Here is a 22,090-nt window from a genome sequence, read left to right as displayed (position 1 = left end):
CAACAAAAGCCTGTCTTTCCAATAATGCTTTTTGCTTTTCCAATAATTTCACTTGGGCTTCGAGTTCCATTATCTTCTGTTCAGGTGTTTTTGCCATTTGGGTTGGGGTTTGGTTCTCCCAATCAAAGTTACCAAATTTTCTTAACCAATTTAAAACTGTTCCATGACTCTGAATACCATATTGTTTTCTTGTTTGAGTAATAGAAATATTTCCTTTTTCAATCTCACTAACAATTTGAAGTTTTAGTGACATACTGTAATCTCGTTGACTACGCTTTACATAATTTATTTGATCTTCCATAACGATGGCTTTTTGTGTATCGCTATTTCAGGACGAGACAATAGAGAGAAATAAAAAAGCATCAGCTGCGGCTGATGCTTTTTTTGTTTTAGCTTTTTTTGGATATATTATTTACCCGGTTTTAGCAAAAATACACTTTTGTATCTTTTCTTGATTTCGGCTAAGTTTCTTTCTGCTTCTATTCTGGTTTTAAAATTTCCAACGATTACTTTGTAGTTAGGAGTGTTGAAAATTATTGTACCATCGATATTGGCATTTTCTCTTTTAAAATCGGCAAGCGTTTTTTTTGCTTCCTCACTTTTTCCACTAAAAATTTGAATTTTGTAAGTGTCGTTTGTGTTTATTGACGTGTTAATTTTGCGTTTGTCGTTTAGTAACTGCTCAAATTTAGGATCTTGATTTAGTGTTAAATTTTGGTCTTGAGCATGAATATTATATGCTAAAGTGAACATTGTTAGTGTTAAGAAAACTCTTTTTGAGTGGGTTAAAATTCTCATAATGTGATGGTTTTTATGCAAAAATAGTATTTAAACTTTGTATGGAAAATTTTAATATTATTTAGAATTGATATAAATTGATATTTAAGAGTATTTTAAGGTTTTGAGAATAGTTCATAAGTCGTATTTTTGTGCAAGTTTTAAAAGAAGGTATTAGTTTTTTGTTGATTTACTACAGAAAAAATCATACCAAAAATTAGTAGATAATTATTATACTATATGAAAAAGGTGGGTAACCATAATTCGATCTCCAGAAAATTACTACTTAGCTTATCGCTAACGTTGATTTTCTCCCTAACTTCATCCGCTCAAAATGCTGCTGCTGCTCCGGCGGCGCCAGAAGCTGCTGCTGCTCCGGCTGCAACTGCTGGTGGTGATCCAGTAAAAGGGAAAGAACTTTTTAATGCAAATTGCGCTGCATGTCACAAATTAGATGCTAAATCAACTGGTCCTGCTTTAAGAGGAGTTGCTGCTAAGCATGAAATGGCTTGGATCTACAAGTGGGTTCACAACAGTTCTGAAGTTATTAAATCAGGTGATGCTGTTGCTGTGAAACTTTTTGAAGAAAACAATAAGTCTGTGATGACTGCTTTTCCTCAATTATCTACAGGTGATATTGATAATATTATCGCTTATACTTCTGAAGTAAAAGCTGAGCCTGTAGCTGGTGCTCCTGGTTCTGCTGCGCCTCCGGGAACAAATGTTGAAGGTGGCGGAATCTCAAATAACATTATTTTAGGAGCTCTTGCTCTTGTAATGGGAATTTTGGTTGTAATGTTGTTCATGGTGAACAAAGTGTTGACTAAAGTTGCTAGTAATAATGGTATTGTAGTTGCTCCAAAAGAAGCTAGATTGCCAATATGGAAAGCTTTTGCTAAAAATCAATTCCTGGTATTAGTTTCGTCTATATTCTTGCTTTTGGCGAGTGGTTATTTTGTTTATGCTTTCTTAATGCAAGTTGGTGTTGATCAAAATTATGAGCCAATTCAGCCAATTCATTATTCACATAAAATTCACGCAGGAGATAACGAGATCAATTGTAAATATTGTCACTCTGCTGCTCGTGTTAGTAAAAATGCTGGTATTCCATCTTTGAATGTTTGTATGAACTGTCATAAAAATATTTCTGAGGTTGCTGAATCTACTGCTACTCCTGAGTACAGCAAAGCTTACTATGATGGTGAAATCCAGAAGTTATATACTGCTGTTGGTTGGGATAAAGCCAAACAAGCATATACTGGAAAAACGCAGCCTGTAAAATGGGTTCGTATTCATAATCTTCCTGATTTTGTTTACTTCAACCACTCTCAACACGTTACTGTTGCAGGAGTTGAATGTCAAACTTGTCACGGTCCAGTGCAGGAATTTGAGATCATGAAGCAATATTCTAAATTAACAATGGGATGGTGTATTGATTGCCATAGAAAAACTGATGTTAAGATGGAAGGAAATGCATATTATGATAAAATTCATGCTGAACTTTCTAAAAAATACGGTGTAGACAAATTGACTGCAGCGCAAATGGGAGGTTTAGAATGCGGTAAATGCCACTATTAATCGAATTATTAAGATTTTAATATTTATATACAATGTCATCAAACAAAAAATACTGGAAAAGTGTTGAAGAACTAGAAAATAGTTCTATTGTTGAGGCGCTTAGAAATAACGAATTTGTTGAAGAGATTCCTACAGAAGAATTCTTAGGGAATGCAGATGCTTTAGCTTCATCTGGAACTTCACGTCGTGACTTTTTAAAGTACGTAGGATTTAGTACTGCAGCGGTAACTCTAGCTGCCTGCGAAGGTCCTGTTCACAAGTCTATACCATATGTGTTACAACCGGAACAAATCATTCCTGGTGTTGCTGATTATTATGCAACTACTGTTTTTGATGGTTTTGATTTTGCTAACTTATTAGTAAAAACTCGTGAGGGTCGTCCAATTAAAATTGATAACAATACTATTTCTGGAGCTAAGTTTTCGGCCAATGCTAGAATTCATGCGTCTATCTTATCATTATATGATAGTATGCGTTTGAAAGAGCCTAAATTGGAAGGAAAAAATAGTAGCTGGTCTGCTGTTGATTTGAAAATAAAATCAAGTCTTGCTGATGCAAAAGCAAAAGGTGGACAAGTGGTATTGTTGACAAATACTTTGGCAAGTCCATCTACTGAGAAATTAATAGGGGAGTTTATTGCTAAAAACCCAAATGCAAAACACGTTGTTTATGACGCTGTTTCTTCTTCTGAAGCATTAGATGCATTTGAAACAGTATACGGAGAAAGAGCTCTTGTTGATTACGATTTTTCAAAAGCTTCTTTAATTGTTTCTGTTGGAGCTGATTTCTTAGGAGATTGGCAAGGTGGAGGATATGATGCTGGATATGCACAAGGACGTATTCCTCAAAACGGAAAAATGTCACGTCACTTTCAGTTCGAATCAAACATGACGTTGTCTGGAGCTGCTGCTGATAAGCGTGTGCCAATGACACCAGCGGATCAAAGACAAGCTTTAGTTTTAGTTTATAATATTATTACAGGTGCTTCTGTTCCGGTATCTTTAGATGCCAAATTTAAAACGGAAGTTACTAAAGCTGCTCAACAGTTAAAAGCTGCTGGTTCAAAAGGAGTTTTAGTATCTGGAATTGAAGATAAAAATGCTCAATTATTAGTTTTAGCTATCAATCAGGTATTGGCTAGTGAAGCTTTTAATACAGCTGGTACAAGACAAATTAGAAAAGGTTCTAATGCGATTGTATCTCAATTAATAAAAGATATGAATGCTGGAAGTGTTCATACTTTAATCATGAGTGGTATTAATCCGGTTTATACATTAGCTGATTCAGCTTCTTTTGTATCTGGATTGAAAAAAGTAAAAACTTCAGTTGCTTTCTCTTTGAAAGAAGATGAAACTGCTTCGGTTACTACAATTGCTGCTCCAGCTCCTCACTATTTAGAATCTTGGGGTGATATTGTGATTACAAAAGGAACTTATAGTTTAACTCAGCCAACTATTCGTCCTATATTCAATACAAAACAATTTCAAGACGTTTTATTGTCAGTAAATGGTGTTGCTGGAACTTTCTACGATTATCTTAAAGCTAATTCAGCTGGGATTATTGCAGGTTCTTCTTGGAATAAAGTTTTACATGATGGTATTTTTGTAATTGGTTCTACTGCTTTATCTGCAGGTTCTGTTGATTATGCTTCTGCTGCAAATGCAGTTTCAAAATCAAAAGCTGCCGGAGAATTTGAATTAGTATTATATACTAAAACAGGTTTAGGAGATGGACAACAAGCAAACAACCCTTGGTTGCAAGAGTTTCCGGATCCAATCACAAGAGTTTCTTGGGATAACTACGTTACTGTATCTAATGCTGATGCTAAGAAACTTGGTTTGACAAATGAAATTGTTGCTAACGGAGGTTTAAACGGAAGTTATGCTACAATTACTACTGCTGACGGTTTAAAGTTGGAAAATGTTCCAGTAATCGTTCAGCCAGGACAAGCTGTTGGAACAGTTGGTTTGGCTGTTGGTTATGGTCGTAAAGCGGCTTTAAAAGAAGAAATGGTTGTAGGTTTAAACGCTTACGCTTTATATAAAAATTTCAATAGTGTTCAATCTGTTTCTATTGCGAAAGCAAATGGAGTTCATGAGTTTGCTTGTGTTCAAGGACAGAAAACATTAATGGGTAGGGGAGATATTATTAAAGAAACTACTCTTGAAATTTTCAATACTAAAGATGCTGAATTTTGGAACGAACAACCAATGGTATCTTTAGATCACGAAGAAGTTAAGGCTACTACAGTCGATTTATGGGAATCATTTGATCGTTCTACAGGACATCACTTTAACCTTTCAATTGATTTAAATGCTTGTACTGGATGTGGTGCTTGTGTTATTGCTTGTCATGCAGAGAACAATGTTCCTGTTGTAGGTAAAGCAGAAGTTAGAAGAAGTCGTGATATGCACTGGTTGCGTATTGACAGATATTATTCTTCTGAAAGTACATTCGCAGGTGATAACGAAAGAAAAGAGAATATTGCAGGTTTATCTAGTTCATTATCTACATTTAATGAAATGGAAAAACCAGGAGATAATCCACAAGTTTCATTCCAGCCAGTTATGTGTCAACACTGTAATCACGCACCATGTGAAACAGTTTGTCCTGTTGCTGCAACATCTCACGGTCGTGAAGGTCAAAACCACATGGCATACAACAGATGTGTTGGTACTCGTTACTGTGCTAATAACTGTCCGTATAAAGTTCGTCGTTTTAACTGGTTCTTGTATAACAAAAACAGTGAATTCGATTATCACATGAATGATGATTTAGGTCGTATGGTGTTAAACCCAGACGTAAACGTTCGTTCTCGTGGTGTTATGGAAAAATGTTCAATGTGTATTCAAATGACACAAGCTACTAAATTAAAAGCTAAAAACGAAGGTCGCCCAGTTGCTGATGGCGAATTCCAAACAGCTTGTTCTAACGCTTGTTCTTCTGGAGCAATGATATTTGGTGATGTTAATGATAAAGAAAGTAAAGTTGCTAAATTAGCGGCTGATGAAAGATCATATCACTTATTAGAGCATGTAGGAACAAAACCTAACGTGGTTTACCATGTTAAAGTTAGAAATACTTAGAATAAATTATTAATTAAGAAACATATAAAGGATTATGTCGTCTCACTACGAAGCACCCATTAGAAAACCTTTAGTTATTGGTGATAAATCTTATCACGATGTAACTGTAGATGTAGCTGCACCTGTTGAGGGGCCTGCAAACAAACAATGGTGGATTGTATTTTCAATCGCATTAATAGCCTTCCTTTGGGGGTTAGGTTGTATAATTTACACCGTATCTACCGGTATCGGAACATGGGGATTAAATAAAACAGTTGGTTGGGCTTGGGATATCACGAACTTCGTTTGGTGGGTTGGTATTGGTCACGCCGGAACATTAATTTCTGCGGTATTATTACTTTTCCGTCAACGTTGGAGAATGGCTATTAACCGTTCTGCAGAAGCAATGACTATCTTCTCAGTAGTTCAAGCAGGTTTATTTCCAATTATTCACATGGGACGTCCATGGTTAGCATACTGGGTTTTACCTATTCCAAATCAATTTGGATCTTTATGGGTAAACTTTAACTCACCATTGCTTTGGGACGTGTTCGCAATTTCAACGTACCTTTCGGTATCATTAGTTTTCTGGTGGACTGGGTTATTGCCTGACTTTGCAATGCTACGTGATAGAGCGGTAACACCTTTTACAAAAAGAGTTTATTCTATCCTAAGTTTTGGATGGAGTGGAAGAGCTAAAGATTGGCAACGTTTTGAAGAGGTATCATTAGTACTGGCTGGTTTAGCTACTCCTCTTGTACTTTCTGTACATACGATTGTATCGATGGACTTTGCTACTTCTGTTATTCCGGGATGGCATACAACAATTTTCCCTCCGTACTTCGTTGCAGGAGCGGTATTCTCTGGATTTGCGATGGTAAACACATTGTTGATCGTTATGAGAAAAGTATCTAATCTTGAAGCTTATATTACAGTACAACATATCGAGTTAATGAACATTGTAATCATGATTACAGGTTCTATCGTTGGTGTAGCATATATTACTGAGTTATTTGTAGCTTGGTATTCAGGTGTAGAGTATGAGCAATATGCTTTCTTAAACAGAGCTACCGGACCTTACTGGTGGGCATATTGGTCGATGATGACTTGTAATGTTTTCTCTCCGCAATTTATGTGGTTCAAGAAATTAAGAACAAGTATCATGTTCTCATTTATTATTTCGATTGTGGTAAACATCGGAATGTGGTTTGAAAGATTCGTAATTATTGTTACTTCTTTACATAGAGATTACCTTCCATCTTCTTGGACAATGTTCTCACCAACATTTGTTGATATTGGTATTTTCATCGGAACAATTGGTTTCTTCTTCGTATTGTTTTTATTATACTCTAGAACATTCCCTGTAATTGCTCAGGCAGAGGTTAAAACAATTTTGAAAGGAACAGGAGATAATTACATTAGAGAAAGAGCAAATAAAGATTCACATCATGAGTAATAAAGTAATATACGCCATTTATAATGACGATGATATTTTGATGGATGCAGTAAAGAAAACCAGAGCTGCACATCATCATATTGAAGAGGTTTTTACTCCATTCCCAGTTCACGGATTGGATAAAGCTATGGGTTTAGCACCAACAAGATTAGCAATTTGTGCATTTTTATATGGATGTGTTGGTATTTCTGTTGCAACAACCATGATGAGTTATATCATGATTCATGATTGGCCACAAGACATTGGAGGTAAGCCAAGTTTTAGCTTCATCCAGAATATGCCTGCGTTTGTGCCTATTATGTTTGAGATGACAGTATTTTTTGCTGCCCACTTAATGGTTATTACTTTTTATATGAGAAGTAGATTATGGCCGTTTAAAGAAGCTGAGAATCCTGATGTAAGAACAACGGATGACCATTTTTTAATGGAAGTTGCTGTAAATGATAACGAAGCAGAACTAGTTTCTTTTTTCGAAGGTACAGGAGCTGTTGAAGTTAAAGTAATTGAAAAGAATTAATTGTAGCTATGAAAAGGATATATAAAATAACACTTTTAGTTGGTATAACTATTTTAGTTTCATCTTGCCACAATAATTCGGCACCAAACTATCAGTATTTCCCTAATATGTATGAGTCTGTAGGTTATGAAACCTATTCAGAAGCAAAAATATTTAAAGGAGGAAAAGAAGGACAGCTTCCTGCTGTAGGAACTATCAATAGAGGTTTTGAGCCTTATGAATATGAAAATTCAACTGCTGGTTATGAATTAGCAAAAGCTAATTTAAAATCACCTTTAAGTGAAGCAGATAGAAATTCTGGAAAAGGAAAAGAACTTTTCGAAATTTACTGTATCAGTTGCCATGGTGCAGCTGGAAACGGTAAAGGTAAATTGGTTGAAAGAGAAAAATTTCTTGGAGTACCTAGCTATAAAGACAGAGAAATCACTGAAGGAAGTATCTTTCACGTTGAAACTTATGGTTTAAATGCAATGGGTTCACATGCAAATCAATTAAGTGCCCACGAACGTTGGTTAGTTGCTGACTATGTTCTAAAACTAAGAAGCCAATTATAATTGTTGAACAAACTGATCGTAATAGATATGTATACATTTTCAAGTAAATTAAAAACTTTTTCTTTCATCTTAATGGCCGTTGGTATATTAGGAATAGGATATGGTTTTTTAACTGCTCCTAAAGATATTCAAGATGTTGAGAAAATTCTAGCTGCAGATGCACATGGATCTCATGGTGCTGCGCATGAAGCAACAGCAGAAACTTCACATCATGAAGCTGCTGAGGCTTCGCATGAATCACACGAAGGTGGTGAGCATGCAAAAGTTAGTGCCGCTGATGAGCATAAAGAACATTTAACTCATGTATTGCACCAATTGCAAAATAAGCCTTGGTCAGCATTATATGTTGCATGTATTTTCTTTTTGCTGCTTTCTATGGGAACTTTAGCATTTTATGCTATTCAACAAGTTGCTCAGGCAGGTTGGTCTCCGGTTTTGTTTAGAGTAATGCAAGGGATTACTGCTTACTTACCAGTAGGTTCGGTTATTTTCTTTATTATTTTAATTCTTTGTGGATTACACTTTAATCACATCTTTGTATGGTTAGGTGAAGGAGTAACAGATCCTAATAGTGCAAACTATGATAAAATTATTGCTGGTAAAGCTGGTTACTTAAATTTTGGTTTCTGGATTGCTAGAGCTGCTATCTTTTTATTGGGATGGAATTTATATCGTTACCAATCTAGAAAAAATTGTTTGGCTCAAGATGAAGCTAATGATGATCTATACTACAAAAAGAACTTTAAGTTAACTGCTGGTTTCTTGGTATTCTTTATCGTATCTGAGTCTATCATGTCTTGGGATTGGATTATGTCAATTGATCCACACTGGTTCAGTACTTTGTTTGGATGGTATGTATTTGCTTCTTTCTTTGTAAGTGGTATTACTGCAATCGCATTAGTTACTGTATATTTAAAATCTAAAGGATATTTAGAATATGTAAATACAAGCCATATTCACGATTTAGCTAAATTTATGTTTGGTATTAGTGTTTTCTGGACTTATTTATGGTTTTCTCAATTCATGTTAATCTGGTATGCAAATATTCCAGAAGAGGTAACTTACTTCGTAACTAGAATTCAATTATACAACTTGCCATTCTTTGGTGCTGTAGTTATGAACTTTGTTTTCCCATTATTAATATTAATCAATACAGACTTCAAACGTCTTAGCTGGGTAATTGTAATGGCTGGTGTTGTTATCTTATTAGGTCACTATGTTGATTTCTTTAATATGATTATGCCTGGTACAGTAGGAGATAAATGGTTTATTGGTGTTCCTGAAATTGCATCTATTCTTTTCTTCTTAGGATTGTTTATTTTTGTTGTTTTTAATGCATTAACTAAAGCTCCTTTGTTAGCAAAAAGAAATCCTTTCATTGAAGAAAGTAAACATTTTCATTATTAATATTTAAAGAAGTAAACAGATGACAAGTTTGTTGGTAATTATAGTTGTAGTTTTATTAGCAGTTGCATTATGGCAATTGACCAAGATATTTGATCTTACTCAAGTAGGGTCTTCTTCGGACGATTCTCAGGTTGCATCAGATAATGATAATAATGTTCAGGGATATGTTATGTTTGGCTTTTTGGCTTTCATTTATATATTTACGATTTACGGTTTACTAAAATGGGGTCATTTAGCACTTCATACTCCTGCTTCAGAGCACGGTCTTTTAGTAGATAATTTAATGAATATTACTTGGGTTTTAATTTTTGTAGTCCAATTCATTACACAAGGTTTACTTTACTGGTTTTCTTTTAAAAACAGAGGACATAAAGATAAAAAAGCATTATTCTTTGCTGACAGTAATAAATTAGAAGCAATTTGGAGTATTATTCCATCTGTAGTTTTAGCTTGTTTAATTCTTTACGGATTGTATGCTTGGAACAACATTATGTTTGTTGATAAAGACGAAGATGTAATTGAAATTGAATTATATGCTCAACAATTTAAATGGACTGCAAGATATGCAGGACAAGATAATGTTTTAGGAAAAGCAAACGTACGTTTAATTGAAGGTGTAAATACTTTAGGAGTTGACATGTCAGATCCTAATGCTCAGGATGATATTGTAGTTTCTGAATTACATATTCCAAAAGGTAAAAAAATACATTTCAAAATGCGTTCTCAAGACGTTTTGCACTCAGCTTACATGCCTCACTTTAGAGCGCAAATGAACTGTGTTCCTGGAATGGTTACTGAGTTTGCTTTTATTCCAACTTATACAAGTGCTGAATATAGAGAGTTACCATTTATGGTAGAAAAAGTTGCTAATATCAATAAACTTAGAGCTGAGAAAAGCGTTGAGTTAGTTGCTAAAGGCGGTACAGCTTTAGATCCTTATACATTCGATTATTTATTATTATGTAATAAAATTTGTGGAGCTTCTCACTACAACATGCAAATGAAAGTAGTTGTTGATACTCCAGAAGATTATAAAAAATGGTTAAGCGAAAAAACTACTTTAGCTCAGGATATTAAAGCGGCTGAAGCTGCTAAGAAACCAGCTGAAGGAGAAGGAGCGAAAGCTACTACAGATAGTACTGCTAAAGATACTGTAAAAGCGGTTATTGATACTGTAAAAGCAGTTGTAGCTAAAGTTGCTATGAAATAATATTTATTAAGAAAATTTAAAGTACACATATATGTCAGCAGAAGCGCACGGTCAGGATCACGGACACGATCACGAGCACGAACATCATCATAAAGACACGTTCATTACTAAGTATATATTTAGTATTGATCACAAAATGATTGCTAAGCAATACTTAATTACCGGTATTATCATGGGAATTATTGGTATTGCAATGTCTTTGCTTTTCAGAATGCAATTAGCATGGCCAGAAGAGTCTTTCAAAATCTTTAATGTTTTATTAGGAGATAAATTTGCGCCTGATGGTGTAATGGCTAATGATATTTATTTGGCCTTAGTTACAATTCACGGTACCATCATGGTATTCTTTGTACTGACGGCTGGTTTAAGTGGTACTTTTAGTAACTTACTTATTCCGCTTCAAATTGGAGCAAGAGATATGGCTTCTGGATTCATGAACATGATTTCATACTGGTTGTTTTTCTTATCTGCTGTAATTATGTTGTCTTCTTTATTTGTTGAAGCTGGACCAGCTTCTGCAGGTTGGACAATTTATCCTCCATTAAGTGCTTTACCGCAAGCGATTCCAGGTTCTGGAACAGGTATGACTTTATGGTTAGTTTCAATGGCAATTTTTATCGCATCTTCTTTAATGGGATCTTTAAATTACATTGTTACTGTTATCAACTTAAGAACTAAAGGAATGTCTATGACTAGACTTCCGCTTACAATCTGGACATTTTTCGTAACAGCTATTATTGGTGTTATCTCTTTCCCGGTATTGTTATCTGCTGCATTATTATTAATTTTTGATAGAAGTTTTGGTACTTCATTCTTCTTGTCTGATATTTATATCGCTGGAGAAGTTTTACATTACCAAGGAGGTTCTCCAGTATTGTTCGAACACTTATTCTGGTTCTTAGGTCACCCTGAGGTTTATATCGTAATCTTACCTGCAATGGGACTTGTTTCTGAAATCATGGCTACGAACTCTCGTAAACCAATCTTCGGATACAGAGCGATGATTATGTCAGTTCTTGCAATTGCATTTTTATCAACAATTGTTTGGGGTCACCACATGTTTATTTCAGGTATGAATCCTTTCTTAGGATCTGTATTTACCTTCACAACTTTATTGATTGCAATTCCATCTGCTGTAAAAGCATTCAACTGGATTACAACTTTATGGAAAGGTAACTTACAATTCAATCCTGCAATGTTATTCTCTATCGGAATGGTTTCTACTTTCATCACTGGAGGTTTAACTGGAATTATTTTAGGAGATAGTACTTTAGATATTAATGTTCACGATACTTACTTTGTAATTGCTCACTTTCACTTAGTAATGGGGATCTCTGCACTTTACGGAATGTTTGCTGGTATCTACCACTGGTTCCCTAAAATGTACGGAAAGATGTTGAATAAAAACTTAGGTTATATTCACTTTTGGGTAACAGCAGTTTGTGCTTATGGAGTATTCTTTCCAATGCACTTTATTGGATTAGCTGGTTTACCAAGACGTTATTATACAAACACAAACTTCCCATTATTTGATGATTTACAAAATGTGAATGTTTTAATTACAACATTTGCTCTTGTAGGAGGAGCTTTCCAATTGGTATTCTTGTACAACTTCTTTAGTAGTATTTTCTACGGTAAGAAAGCAGTTCAAAACCCATGGAAATCTACAACATTAGAATGGACAACTCCAGTAGAACATATTCACGGTAACTGGCCAGGAGAAATTCCTCATGTATACCGTTGGCCATATGACTATAGTAACCCAAATCACGATGTAGATTTTGTACCGCAAAATGTACCAATGAAAGAAGGTGAAGAAGTTTTGCACCACTAAAAATATTTAAAAAAGACCATCTGAAAGGATGGTCTTTTTTGTTTTTGTTAAAGTCAGGATTTGGTCGTAAATTATAATTACGGAAATATAATAATATTGGAATTTGGTATTTTAGATATTGGAATTTTACTGCGGAGCTTCAAGATTTTATTTGAAATTTATCTGTTTTACAAACTGATTACTTTGTCTATCTTTGTAAAATGAATGAGAACCTAGATCCCACTACAAATGGGTATAACCCAGAAGAATTAGATCTTGAAAAAAGATTACGTCCGCTGTCATTTGATGATTTTGCCGGACAAGATCAAGTTTTGGAGAATTTAAAAGTTTTTGTTGCTGCTGCAAATCAACGTGGTGAAGCACTTGATCATACACTTTTTCACGGACCTCCCGGATTAGGAAAAACAACTTTGGCTAATATTTTGGCCAATGAACTTGAAGTTGGAATTAAAATTACTTCAGGACCTGTTTTAGACAAACCTGGTGATCTGGCCGGTTTGCTTACAAATCTTGATGAAAGAGATGTTTTATTCATTGATGAAATTCATCGTCTGAGTCCAATTGTTGAAGAGTATTTATATTCGGCAATGGAAGATTTCAAGATTGATATTATGATTGAGTCCGGGCCAAACGCCAGAACGGTACAGATCAATTTGAATCCTTTTACTTTAATTGGAGCAACAACACGTTCCGGATTGCTAACAGCACCTATGCGTGCACGTTTTGGAATTTCTTCACGATTACAATATTATACTACTGAACTTTTGACAACTATTGTTGAAAGAAGTTCCTCTATACTTAGAATGCCAATTTCATTAGATGCTGCTATCGAAATAGCTGGTCGAAGCCGTGGTACACCTCGTATTGCAAATGCATTATTGCGTAGAGTACGTGATTTTGCACAAATAAAAGGAAACGGAACCATAGATCTGGAAATTGCCCGTTATGCATTAAAAGCGTTGAATGTGGATGCACATGGCCTTGATGAAATGGATAACAAAATTTTGTTGACGATTATCAATAAATTTAAAGGAGGACCTGTTGGACTTTCTACTTTGGCTACAGCAGTATCTGAAAGTAGTGAAACAATTGAAGAAGTATATGAGCCTTTCTTAATTCAGGAAGGATTTATTATGCGAACTCCAAGAGGTCGGGAGGTTACAGATAAAGCGTATAAACATCTTGGAAAAATAAACACCAACATTCAGGGGGGATTATTTTAATTCTATTAAAAATGTCTGAAAGTAGAAAATATAATTACCCAAATAGACTTTCAATTTTGAGATTTTTTTTGGATGCAGAAGGTATACGTAAAAATCCAATTCCGTTTCATAAAAGATATTTTGATAAATTTGGAGATTCTTTTTCTCTAAAGATTGGTGTTTCAAAGCATATAATTTTATCGCGCGATAATGATATTGCACAGTATATTTTACAGAAAAATCAAAAGAATTATCACAAGTCTAAATTTCAATCTGTGTATCTTTCTAAATATTTGGGGAAAGGACTTTTGACGGTTGATGGTGATTTTTGGTTAAAACAAAGAAGATTAATTCAGCCTGCATTTCATAAACAAAAAATGAATCAGCTGGTTGAGAATATGAATCAAACTATTGCCTTGGAACTTGAAGGTTTAACGGAAGAAAAACCAATAGATCTTTTTCCGGTAATGAGTCAGTTAGCATTTAATGTGGTGGCTAAATCATTATTTCAGCTTTCAATATCGGAAGAAAAACTAAATCGAATAAAATTTATTATTGAAGAAGTTCAGAATTTTCTAATCAAAGAAATTCGACTTCCACATAAAGCCTGGTGGTTTTCGTTAAGCGGACAGGTAAAAAAACATCTTGAACTGGCAGAGGAAAATAATAGGATTATCAAGGAAATTATTGACGAAAGAGTAGTATCGAAAGGCGAGATTAATGATTTGCTTAATATGCTTTTAGAAACCCGATATGAAGATACGGGAGAAGGAATGTCTGTAAATCAGTTAGTTGATGAAATTAAGGTTTTGTTTATTGCCGGTCATGAAACCACTGCAAATGCGTTGACGTTTACGCTTCATCTTTTAGGAAGAAATCCGGAAATACAGGAAAGAATATTCAACGAAATTACTGAAATTGAAGCACAAACAAGTGATATTGTAGAACAGCTTCAAGGAATGACTTATACCAATGCCGTTTTAAATGAAGCTATGCGTTTGTATCCACCGGCATGGATTACAGACCGACAAAATGTAGAAGACGATATCATTGTTGATTATAGTATAAAAAAAGGAACATTGATTGGTGTTTCTTTTTATGAATTACATCGAAATCCTAAGTATTGGGAAAACCCTGAACAATTTGATCCGGAAAGATTTTTAGGAGAACGAAAGAAGCAGTCCATGCAGTATTTTTACCCTTTTGGTGCCGGGCCAAGAATGTGTATTGGATCTGGATTTGCAATTTATGAGATGTGTTTAACGCTTTCTCAGATTGTAAAAAAATATGTGATTAAATCCTGCAAGAACAGTGTTGAGTTTAATCCTTTAATTACATTAAAACCAGTTGGAGTAGAAGTTTTATTCTCAAAAAGATGAGCATTAATTCTAAAGAGACATATTCGGAATTTATTAAATCTGAGGCGAAAAGGCTTGGTTTTCTTTCTTGTGGAATATCTAAAGCTGGATTTCTGGAAGAAGAGGCACCGCGGCTTGAAAAATGGCTTAATAATAACCATCATGGCCAAATGGCTTATATGGAGAATTATTTTGATAAACGCTTAGATCCAACTTTGTTAGTTGATGATGCTAAGAGTGTTGTCTCGCTTTTGTTGAATTATTATCCAAATGAAACCCAAACTGACGAAAGTTTTAAGATCTCAAAATATGCTTACGGACAGGATTATCATTTTGTAATCAAAGAGAAGTTAAAAGAATTTTTGCATTCGATTCAGGAAAATATTGGTGATGTTTCCGGTCGTGCTTTTGTTGATTCTGCACCTGTTTTAGACCGAGCTTGGGCTGCTAAAAGTGGTCTTGGCTGGATTGGTAAAAGTGGTAATCTATTAACTCAAAAAGTAGGTTCTTTTTATTTTATTGCAGAATTAATTCTTGATTTAGAACTGGAATATGATCATGCCACTACAGATCATTGCGGTTCTTGTACCGCTTGTATTGATGCTTGTCCTACACAGGCAATAGTTGCTCCGCATGTGGTTGATGGGAGTAAATGTATTTCTTATTATACAATTGAACTTAAAGAAAATATTCCTTACGAAATGAAAGGAAAATTTGATGAGTGGATGTTTGGCTGTGATACATGTCAGGACGTTTGCCCTTGGAATCGGTTCTCAAAACCTCATTCAGAACCTTTGTTTAATCCAAACCCCGAATTACTTTCTTTTTCTAAAAAAGATTGGATCGAAATCACAGAAGAAACTTTTCGTGCAGTTTTTAAAAATTCTCCTATTAAAAGAACCAAGTTTGATGGTTTAAAACGAAATATTACCTTTTTAAAATAAATTAAAAAAAAGTTATTTTTTTTTAACGTCATGATCAGTTTTTAAACAGGTAATGTGTTTGTTATCATTTTTTTTATGATTTTTTAGCATTTAGTTTTTACTTGTAACTTATTTATTATCAGTTATTTGTGTTTTTATTGTTGTATTGTTTGTAACCGTCTAATATTCAATGAGTTTGTTGATTTTTTAAGTTTTTTTATAAATTTGTGTTAACCCCGTTTCGCATTTTAGGCCACTTCTTTTTTTTAATTCCATCCAACAATACTACCGCTGAATGCTTGTAAAATTACAATTTACAATGCAGTTTCTCCTAATGGAGATGAAATAAATGATGTTTTCAAAATTGATGGAATTAAATGTTATTCAGATGCTTATGTAGAAATTTATGACCGTTGGGGAGTTTTGGTTTATGATTCTTATGGTTATGATAATGAAATAGTTGTGTTTAGAGGAGTATCTGAAGGAAGACCAACTGTTAAACAACAAGATGGATTACCTGATGGAACTTATTTTTATGTAATAACTTATAAAAACATATCTAAATGAGTCAGTTAGCTTAACAGGATATTTATATATCTCACAGAGAGGTAAATATCTGTTTGTCAGTGGTTAAAGATAGAAGTGCGATTTTGTCGCACTTCTATCTTTGTAAGATATATTGGGGTATTTATTGATAATTTCTATAAAAGCTGGTTTATTGATAAAAAATTAAGAATTTTCTGTTGTTTTGTTATCAAATAGTTATGTTTTTTAGTGCCTTAGGTTAAATTTAGTCGATAAAAAGTGTATTTCAACGTTTTTCCATGTAGTTTGTCGACTAATGTAGCTAGTAATTAGGTGTTTGCATATTTTCGCTGCGCCAAAAACTACTTAATTTAACCAAAAGACAATTTTGTGTCTTGAACCTAGTTACACTTATGGTCCAAATGCCACATTTTATGTATAAAGATCTTGAAAAGACTTTTTTCAGATTTTTGACATCTATTCCTTTTATTTTTTCGTATCTGTTTTTTGTGTCGAATGACCTGTTGGGTTATTTAACATCTGTTATTTCTATTCTCCAAAACCTAGCTGTTTATGCGTAACTTTACTTTTAATCAGCCTAAATTTTTTAGGCTAACCCTTCTTATTGCATTTTTATTATTAGTATCTTATAATGCTTCGGCTCAGTTCTATACAAAACACTATATCGCACCAGCACCTTGGCAATATTTTAGTAAGGCAAATGAAATTGTCATTGCAACAAACTCAACAGCAACGGTAAATATTACATTGTCTAAGAGTGATGGTACTTTAGAAGCAAATTTAACAGCCATAAAAGGTACACCGGCAGTTTATAGGTTTAAGCTTAATGCAAGTACTCTTCCTATGAATGCTTTAACGACGGTGTTAAACGCTGCAGGTTTAATCATTACAAGTACGGCACCTACATCTATAAATTTACGAAATGTTGCTTCAGACGATTATTCAAGAGGAGAGAACGCTGATGTAAATATTAAAGGAAATGCTGCATTAACAAGTTTTGGTGATGCTGGACTTGGAGTACGTTTTCGAGTAGGTTACTACAGAGATGGCTCGTTGGGAAGCTTTAGTACTTTCGGAGATCAACGTCCAATTTACAGTATTATGGCTACTGTTAACAATACTAGTATAAAAATAAGCAATAATGTTGTCACTACACTAAATGCCGGACAGAGCTATTTATTCAAAGCTCCAATAGGAACTTTGGTAGAATCGTCAAATCCTTGTGTTATGAATACTTCGGCTGCAATAGATATGCCGGGTGGTTGTGGTGACGGGGCTTTCAATCAAATTCCACCAGAAGCAGTTTTAGGAACAGAATATTTTCTTGAAAGAGGAACGGGAAATAGTATCGCAGAGCAAACTACAGTAGTAGCCACAAAAGATAACACAGTTGTAACGGTAACAGGATATACAGCTACAGGAACATTAGTGACAACAAATACTGTTACTTTGGCCCTGGCTGGAGATTTTTATACTTTTGTAAATGGCAGCAACGGCACAAGTTTTACTGCATCACGTGTGGTTGCTGATAAAAGAGTTGCGGTATATTCCGGAACAGCACAAAAATGTGAGGTCGATGTTTCGACAATTGCTCCGGTATCAGAATGCGGAGGATCTAATTTTATAGAAACAGCAAAGTTTAGGGATTATGCGTCAAATACATTAGATTATTTTGGATATATTCTCTTAAGAAGCGCTACAGATATTGTATATGTAAACGGTGTTAGTATTGAGTCTATAAGTGGTATTGCACCTCGTTATCAAATAGGAACGACAGGTTGGTATTTGATAAACTTTAAAAATACTCAAATTGGAGGTCCTGATTTTCTTTCTATTTCAAGTATAGCCAAACTAACCGTTTCGATTGTACAACAAGATGGAGGTTTCTCGATGGCTGGGTTTTTCTCCAATTTTGCGGCACAGCCCGAAGATCCAACTTTAACCTATATTTCAGGAGGAGGATGTACAAATAATAAAGCCGAATTAACAACACCTGCTGGTTTTGCACCCTATCAATGGTATTTTAACGGAACGGCTATTACAGGCGCAAATTCTTCAACATATACCGCTACAAAAACGGGTTCATACTCCGTATCTTCTACTTTGGCTTGTGGAGCTCAGACTCCTTCAAAACCAGTTAGTGTGACACTTTGTACAGATTTGGGAATCACAAAAACAGTCGATAATACAACACCATGTATAGGTTCGAATGTAGAATTTACTGTAAAAGTAAGTAACTTAGGAGGAAATAATGTTTCGGGAATTTCAGTAAACGATTTACTTCCTTCAGGATATACTTATGTAAGTTCAACTCCTTCAGTTGGAGCTTATGATTCAGGAACAGGAGTTTGGAGTATTGGTGATGTAGATGCAGGAGCAGTATTAACATTAAAGATTATTGCTACCGTAAATTCATCAGGCAATTATACAAATACAGCTTCACTACCAGCTTCAGTAGATACCAATACGGCAAATAATTCAGCGAGTGCGGCAGTAAATCCAAAGGCGCCTTATTTAACTGTAACAAATCCTGCAGCTGTTTGTGCAACCGCTACAATTGATCTTACTGCTGCGGCAGTTACTGCTGGAAGTACCGGGAATTTAACACTTTCATATTGGGTAAATTCTTCGGCAACCACTTCTTATACAACACCCACTACAGCAACTGCTGGAACATATTACATAAAAGCAACTTCGGCTGAAGGTTGCGTGTTTATAAAGCCGGTAGTAGTAACAAATAATCCGCTGCCAAGTACTCCGGAGATTTATGTGAGTAAAAATTCGGCTACATGTACAACAGCAGGAAATACAACTTTAAGGTCAACGGATAGTGCAACCAACTATAATGGAAGTACCTATTTATGGTCAACTGGTGAAACTACACGAACTATTACAATCAACACCGAAGGAACTTATTCTCTTAAAATAATAAGTGGTTCAGGTTGTGCCAGCAGTAGTTCAGCACCAATAACGGTAACTTTTACGCCAACAGCACCATCAGCATCTGCCCAGACATTTTGTTCTTCTGAGAATAAAAAAGTCAGCGATTTATCCCCATCCGGGTCTACTATAAAATGGTATGATACAAGTAGTTCAACCTCACCTTTAGCAGGAACGACGGCACTAACTTCAAAAACATATTATGTAAGTCAGACATCATCAAGTGGATGCGAAAGCGCAAGGACTGCAGTAGTGGTAACTGTAAACAGTACATCATCTGCACCATCAGCTTCTCCTCAGACATTTTGTGCTGCTGATAATAAAAAAATCAGTGATCTGTCTCCATCAGGATCAACTATAAAGTGGTATGATACAAGTAGTTCAACATCGCCTTTAGCAGGAAATACGGCATTAACTTCAAAAACATATTATGTAAGTCAGACAGCAAACAGTTGTGGTGAGAGTGCAAGAACTCCAGTAGTAGTTACTATAAGTACAGTTCCTTCTGCACCAGCGACTTCACCTCAAACATTTTGTATTAATGATTCTAAAAAAGTAAGTGATTTATCTCCATCAGGAGCCGGTATCAAATGGTACAGCGCCATTACTGGTGGTACGCTCTATGATGGAACTGAAACTTTGACAAGCAAAGCTTATTTTGTAAGCCAATCTAATAGCTGTGGAGAGAGTGCAAGAACTTCAGTAACAGTAACGGTAAATAATACAGCTGCACCAACAGCTTCATCACAGACATTTTGTGCTATCGATAATAAAAAGGTAAGTGATTTATCTCCATCAGGAGCAAGTTTCAAATGGTATAATGCCAGTACAGGCGGAACCCCTTATACAGGAGCCGAAACATTATCTTCAACAAATTATTATGTATCCCAAACCATAAACGGTTGCGAAAGTTCGAGAACGTTAGTAGCGGTTACGGTAAATAATACGGCTGCACCAACAGCTTCTTCTCAGACATTTTGTGCTGCCGATAATAAAAAAGTAAATGATTTATCTCCATCAGGAGCAGGTATCAAATGGTACAATGCGAGTACAGGAGGAACAGCTTATCTGGGAACGGAAACATTATCTTCTGCAAATTATTATGTATCTCAAACTCTAAATAGTTGCGAAAGTGCCAGAACGTTAGTATCAGTTACAGTAAATCCTACCCCAGATGCACCGTCGATTATTGCGGGTGGTTCAACAACATTTTGCCCGGGCGGAAGTGTAGTTTTGACTTCGAGCGGAGGAAGCAGTTATTTATGGTCAACTGGAGAAACAACTCAGGCTATCATAGTGTCTGCCTCTGGAAGTTATACTGTAAAAGTTGCAAATGCTACAGGATGTCTAAGTCTTGCTTCTACGGCAACATCCGTAACAGTTAATCCTACGCCATCTGCACCAAGTGCCAATGCTCAGAGTTTCTGTTCTGTTGATAATAAAAAAGTAAGTGATTTATCTCCTTCAGGAGCAGGTATAAAATGGTACAGTGCCAATACAGGTGGAACACTTTATACAGGAACTGAAGCTTTAACAAATGGAACTTATTATGTAAGTCAAACGACGAATGGTTGTGAGAGCCCTAGAACTTCGGTAGCGGTAACACTAACAGCAAAACCTGCAGATATCGTAACCAATAAAACTATTTGTTCTGGAGAGAGTTATACATGGTCGGTAAACAATACTGTTTACACTACTAATCAAACAGCATTAAAAATTATAAATAATAGTTGTACAGCAGATCAGATTTTGAATTTGACAGTTACGCCAAAACCATCAGATATTGTAACAAATAAAACAATCTGTTCGGGAGAAACCTATACTTGGACAGTCAACGGAATCGACTATACTACAAACCAAACAGGATTAAGAATTTCACACGACGGATGTACAGCAGATGAAGTATTGAATTTGACAATTACTCCAAAACCGACAGATGTTGTAACCAATAAAACAATCTGTTCAGGAGAAACATACACTTGGTCAGCCAATGGAATTGATTATACAAGCAATCAAACAGGATTGAGAATTCCGCACGACGGTTGTACAGCAGATGAGGTATTGAATTTGACTGTTACTCCAAAACCTGCGGATATTGTAACAAATAAAACCATCTGTTCAGGAGAAACATACAATTGGTTAGCCAACGGAATTGATTATACAAGCAATCAAACAGGATTAAGAATTTCGCATGATGGCTGTACGGCAGACGAAGTGTTGAATTTGACTGTTACCCCAAAACCATCAGATATTGTAACAAATAAAACGATCTGTTCGGGAGAAACATATACTTGGACAGTCAACGGAATCGACTATACAAGTAATCAAACCGGATTAAGAATTCCGCACGACGGATGTACAGCAGATGAGGTATTGAATTTGACTGTTACACCAAAACCATCAGATATTGTAACAAATAAAACCATCTGTTCAGGAGAGAATTATACATGGTCAGTAAATAATACAGTTTACAGCACAAACCAAAACGGATTAAGAATTCCGCATGATGGCTGTACGGCAGATGAAGTATTGAACCTTACTGTTACACCAAAACCAGCGGATATTGTTACCAACAAAACGATCTGCTCGGGAGAAACCTATACTTGGTCCGCCAACGGAATTGATTATACAAGCAATCAAACAGGATTAAGAATTTCGCATGATGGTTGTACGGCAGATGAGGTATTGAATTTGACTGTTACCCCAAAACCATCAGATATTGT

14 protein-coding genes and 1 pseudogene are annotated in these 22,090 nt (G+C 35.3%); 13 read left to right on the top strand and 2 right to left on the bottom strand.

Annotation, left to right across the window (positions count from 1 at the left end; translation table 11 throughout):
- A partial coding sequence (locus CHB81_RS22260) for a transposase (RefSeq protein WP_141130443.1) occupies positions 1-301 on the bottom strand: 301 nt, incomplete at its 3' end.
- A 107-nt stretch (positions 302-408) separates the two neighbouring features.
- Positions 409-798, bottom strand: coding sequence for an SPOR domain-containing protein (locus CHB81_RS22255; protein ID WP_089354039.1), 390 nt, complete (start codon positions 796-798; stop codon positions 409-411).
- Positions 799-1,017: 219 nt separating this feature from the next.
- Here CHB81_RS22255 and CHB81_RS22250 point away from each other — a divergent pair, with 219 nt between their 5' ends.
- From CHB81_RS22250 to CHB81_RS22190, 13 genes and pseudogenes are all read left to right on the top strand, one after another.
- Entirely contained in the window at positions 1,018-2,355 is a 1,338-nt protein-coding gene (locus CHB81_RS22250; RefSeq protein ID WP_089354038.1) for a c-type cytochrome, read from the top strand.
- 32 nt (positions 2,356-2,387) lie between these two features.
- Positions 2,388-5,441 (top strand): TAT-variant-translocated molybdopterin oxidoreductase, encoded by a 3,054-nt coding sequence (locus CHB81_RS22245; RefSeq protein WP_089354037.1) that lies wholly within the window; start codon positions 2,388-2,390, stop codon positions 5,439-5,441.
- 34 nt (positions 5,442-5,475) lie between these two features.
- Positions 5,476-6,876 carry an NrfD/PsrC family molybdoenzyme membrane anchor subunit gene (nrfD, locus tag CHB81_RS22240; RefSeq protein WP_074660558.1) on the top strand — a complete coding sequence of 467 codons (1,401 nt, stop codon included), beginning with the start codon at positions 5,476-5,478 and terminating at the stop codon, positions 6,874-6,876.
- On the top strand, positions 6,869-7,393 hold the full coding sequence (locus tag CHB81_RS22235) for a DUF3341 domain-containing protein (protein WP_041516373.1): 525 nt from the start codon (positions 6,869-6,871) through the stop codon (positions 7,391-7,393). Before nrfD ends, CHB81_RS22235 begins: the two co-directional genes overlap by 8 nt.
- An 8-nt stretch (positions 7,394-7,401) precedes the next feature.
- On the top strand, positions 7,402-7,947 hold the full coding sequence (locus CHB81_RS22230) for a cytochrome c (protein WP_089354036.1): 546 nt from the start codon (positions 7,402-7,404) through the stop codon (positions 7,945-7,947).
- Between the two features lie 27 nt (positions 7,948-7,974).
- Positions 7,975-9,354: a quinol:cytochrome C oxidoreductase gene (locus CHB81_RS22225; protein ID WP_089354035.1), complete on the top strand. Its 1,380-nt coding sequence runs from the start codon at positions 7,975-7,977 to the stop codon at positions 9,352-9,354.
- Positions 9,355-9,373: 19 nt separating this feature from the next.
- Positions 9,374-10,564: a cytochrome c oxidase subunit II gene (locus CHB81_RS22220; protein ID WP_089354034.1), complete on the top strand. Its 1,191-nt coding sequence runs from the start codon at positions 9,374-9,376 to the stop codon at positions 10,562-10,564.
- A 31-nt stretch (positions 10,565-10,595) separates the two neighbouring features.
- Complete coding sequence (locus tag CHB81_RS22215; protein WP_089354033.1) at positions 10,596-12,398, top strand: cbb3-type cytochrome c oxidase subunit I; 1,803 nt, start codon at positions 10,596-10,598, stop codon at positions 12,396-12,398.
- Between the two features lie 200 nt (positions 12,399-12,598).
- A complete protein-coding gene (ruvB, locus tag CHB81_RS22210) occupies positions 12,599-13,621 on the top strand; it encodes a Holliday junction branch migration DNA helicase RuvB (RefSeq protein WP_089354032.1) in 1,023 nt (340 codons plus the stop codon).
- 11 nt (positions 13,622-13,632) lie between these two features.
- Positions 13,633-14,979 (top strand): cytochrome P450, encoded by a 1,347-nt coding sequence (locus tag CHB81_RS22205; RefSeq protein ID WP_089354031.1) that lies wholly within the window; start codon positions 13,633-13,635, stop codon positions 14,977-14,979.
- Entirely contained in the window at positions 14,976-15,902 is a 927-nt protein-coding gene (queG, locus tag CHB81_RS22200) for a tRNA epoxyqueuosine(34) reductase QueG (protein ID WP_089354030.1), read from the top strand. Before CHB81_RS22205 ends, queG begins: the two co-directional genes overlap by 4 nt.
- 261 nt (positions 15,903-16,163) lie before the next feature.
- Positions 16,164-16,448, top strand: coding sequence for a gliding motility-associated C-terminal domain-containing protein (locus CHB81_RS27285; RefSeq protein ID WP_089354029.1), 285 nt, complete (start codon positions 16,164-16,166; stop codon positions 16,446-16,448).
- A gap of 531 nt (positions 16,449-16,979) precedes the next feature.
- A pseudogene (locus CHB81_RS22190) lies at positions 16,980-22,090 on the top strand (DUF11 domain-containing protein); the annotation flags it as partial.

Origin of the sequence: Flavobacterium sp. ov086 (assembly GCF_900187965.1) — a bacterium.
GTDB lineage: Bacteria > Bacteroidota > Bacteroidia > Flavobacteriales > Flavobacteriaceae > Flavobacterium.
The sequence above is the reverse complement of the archived record's forward strand: the minus strand, read 5'-3'. Positions and strand labels throughout refer to the sequence as shown.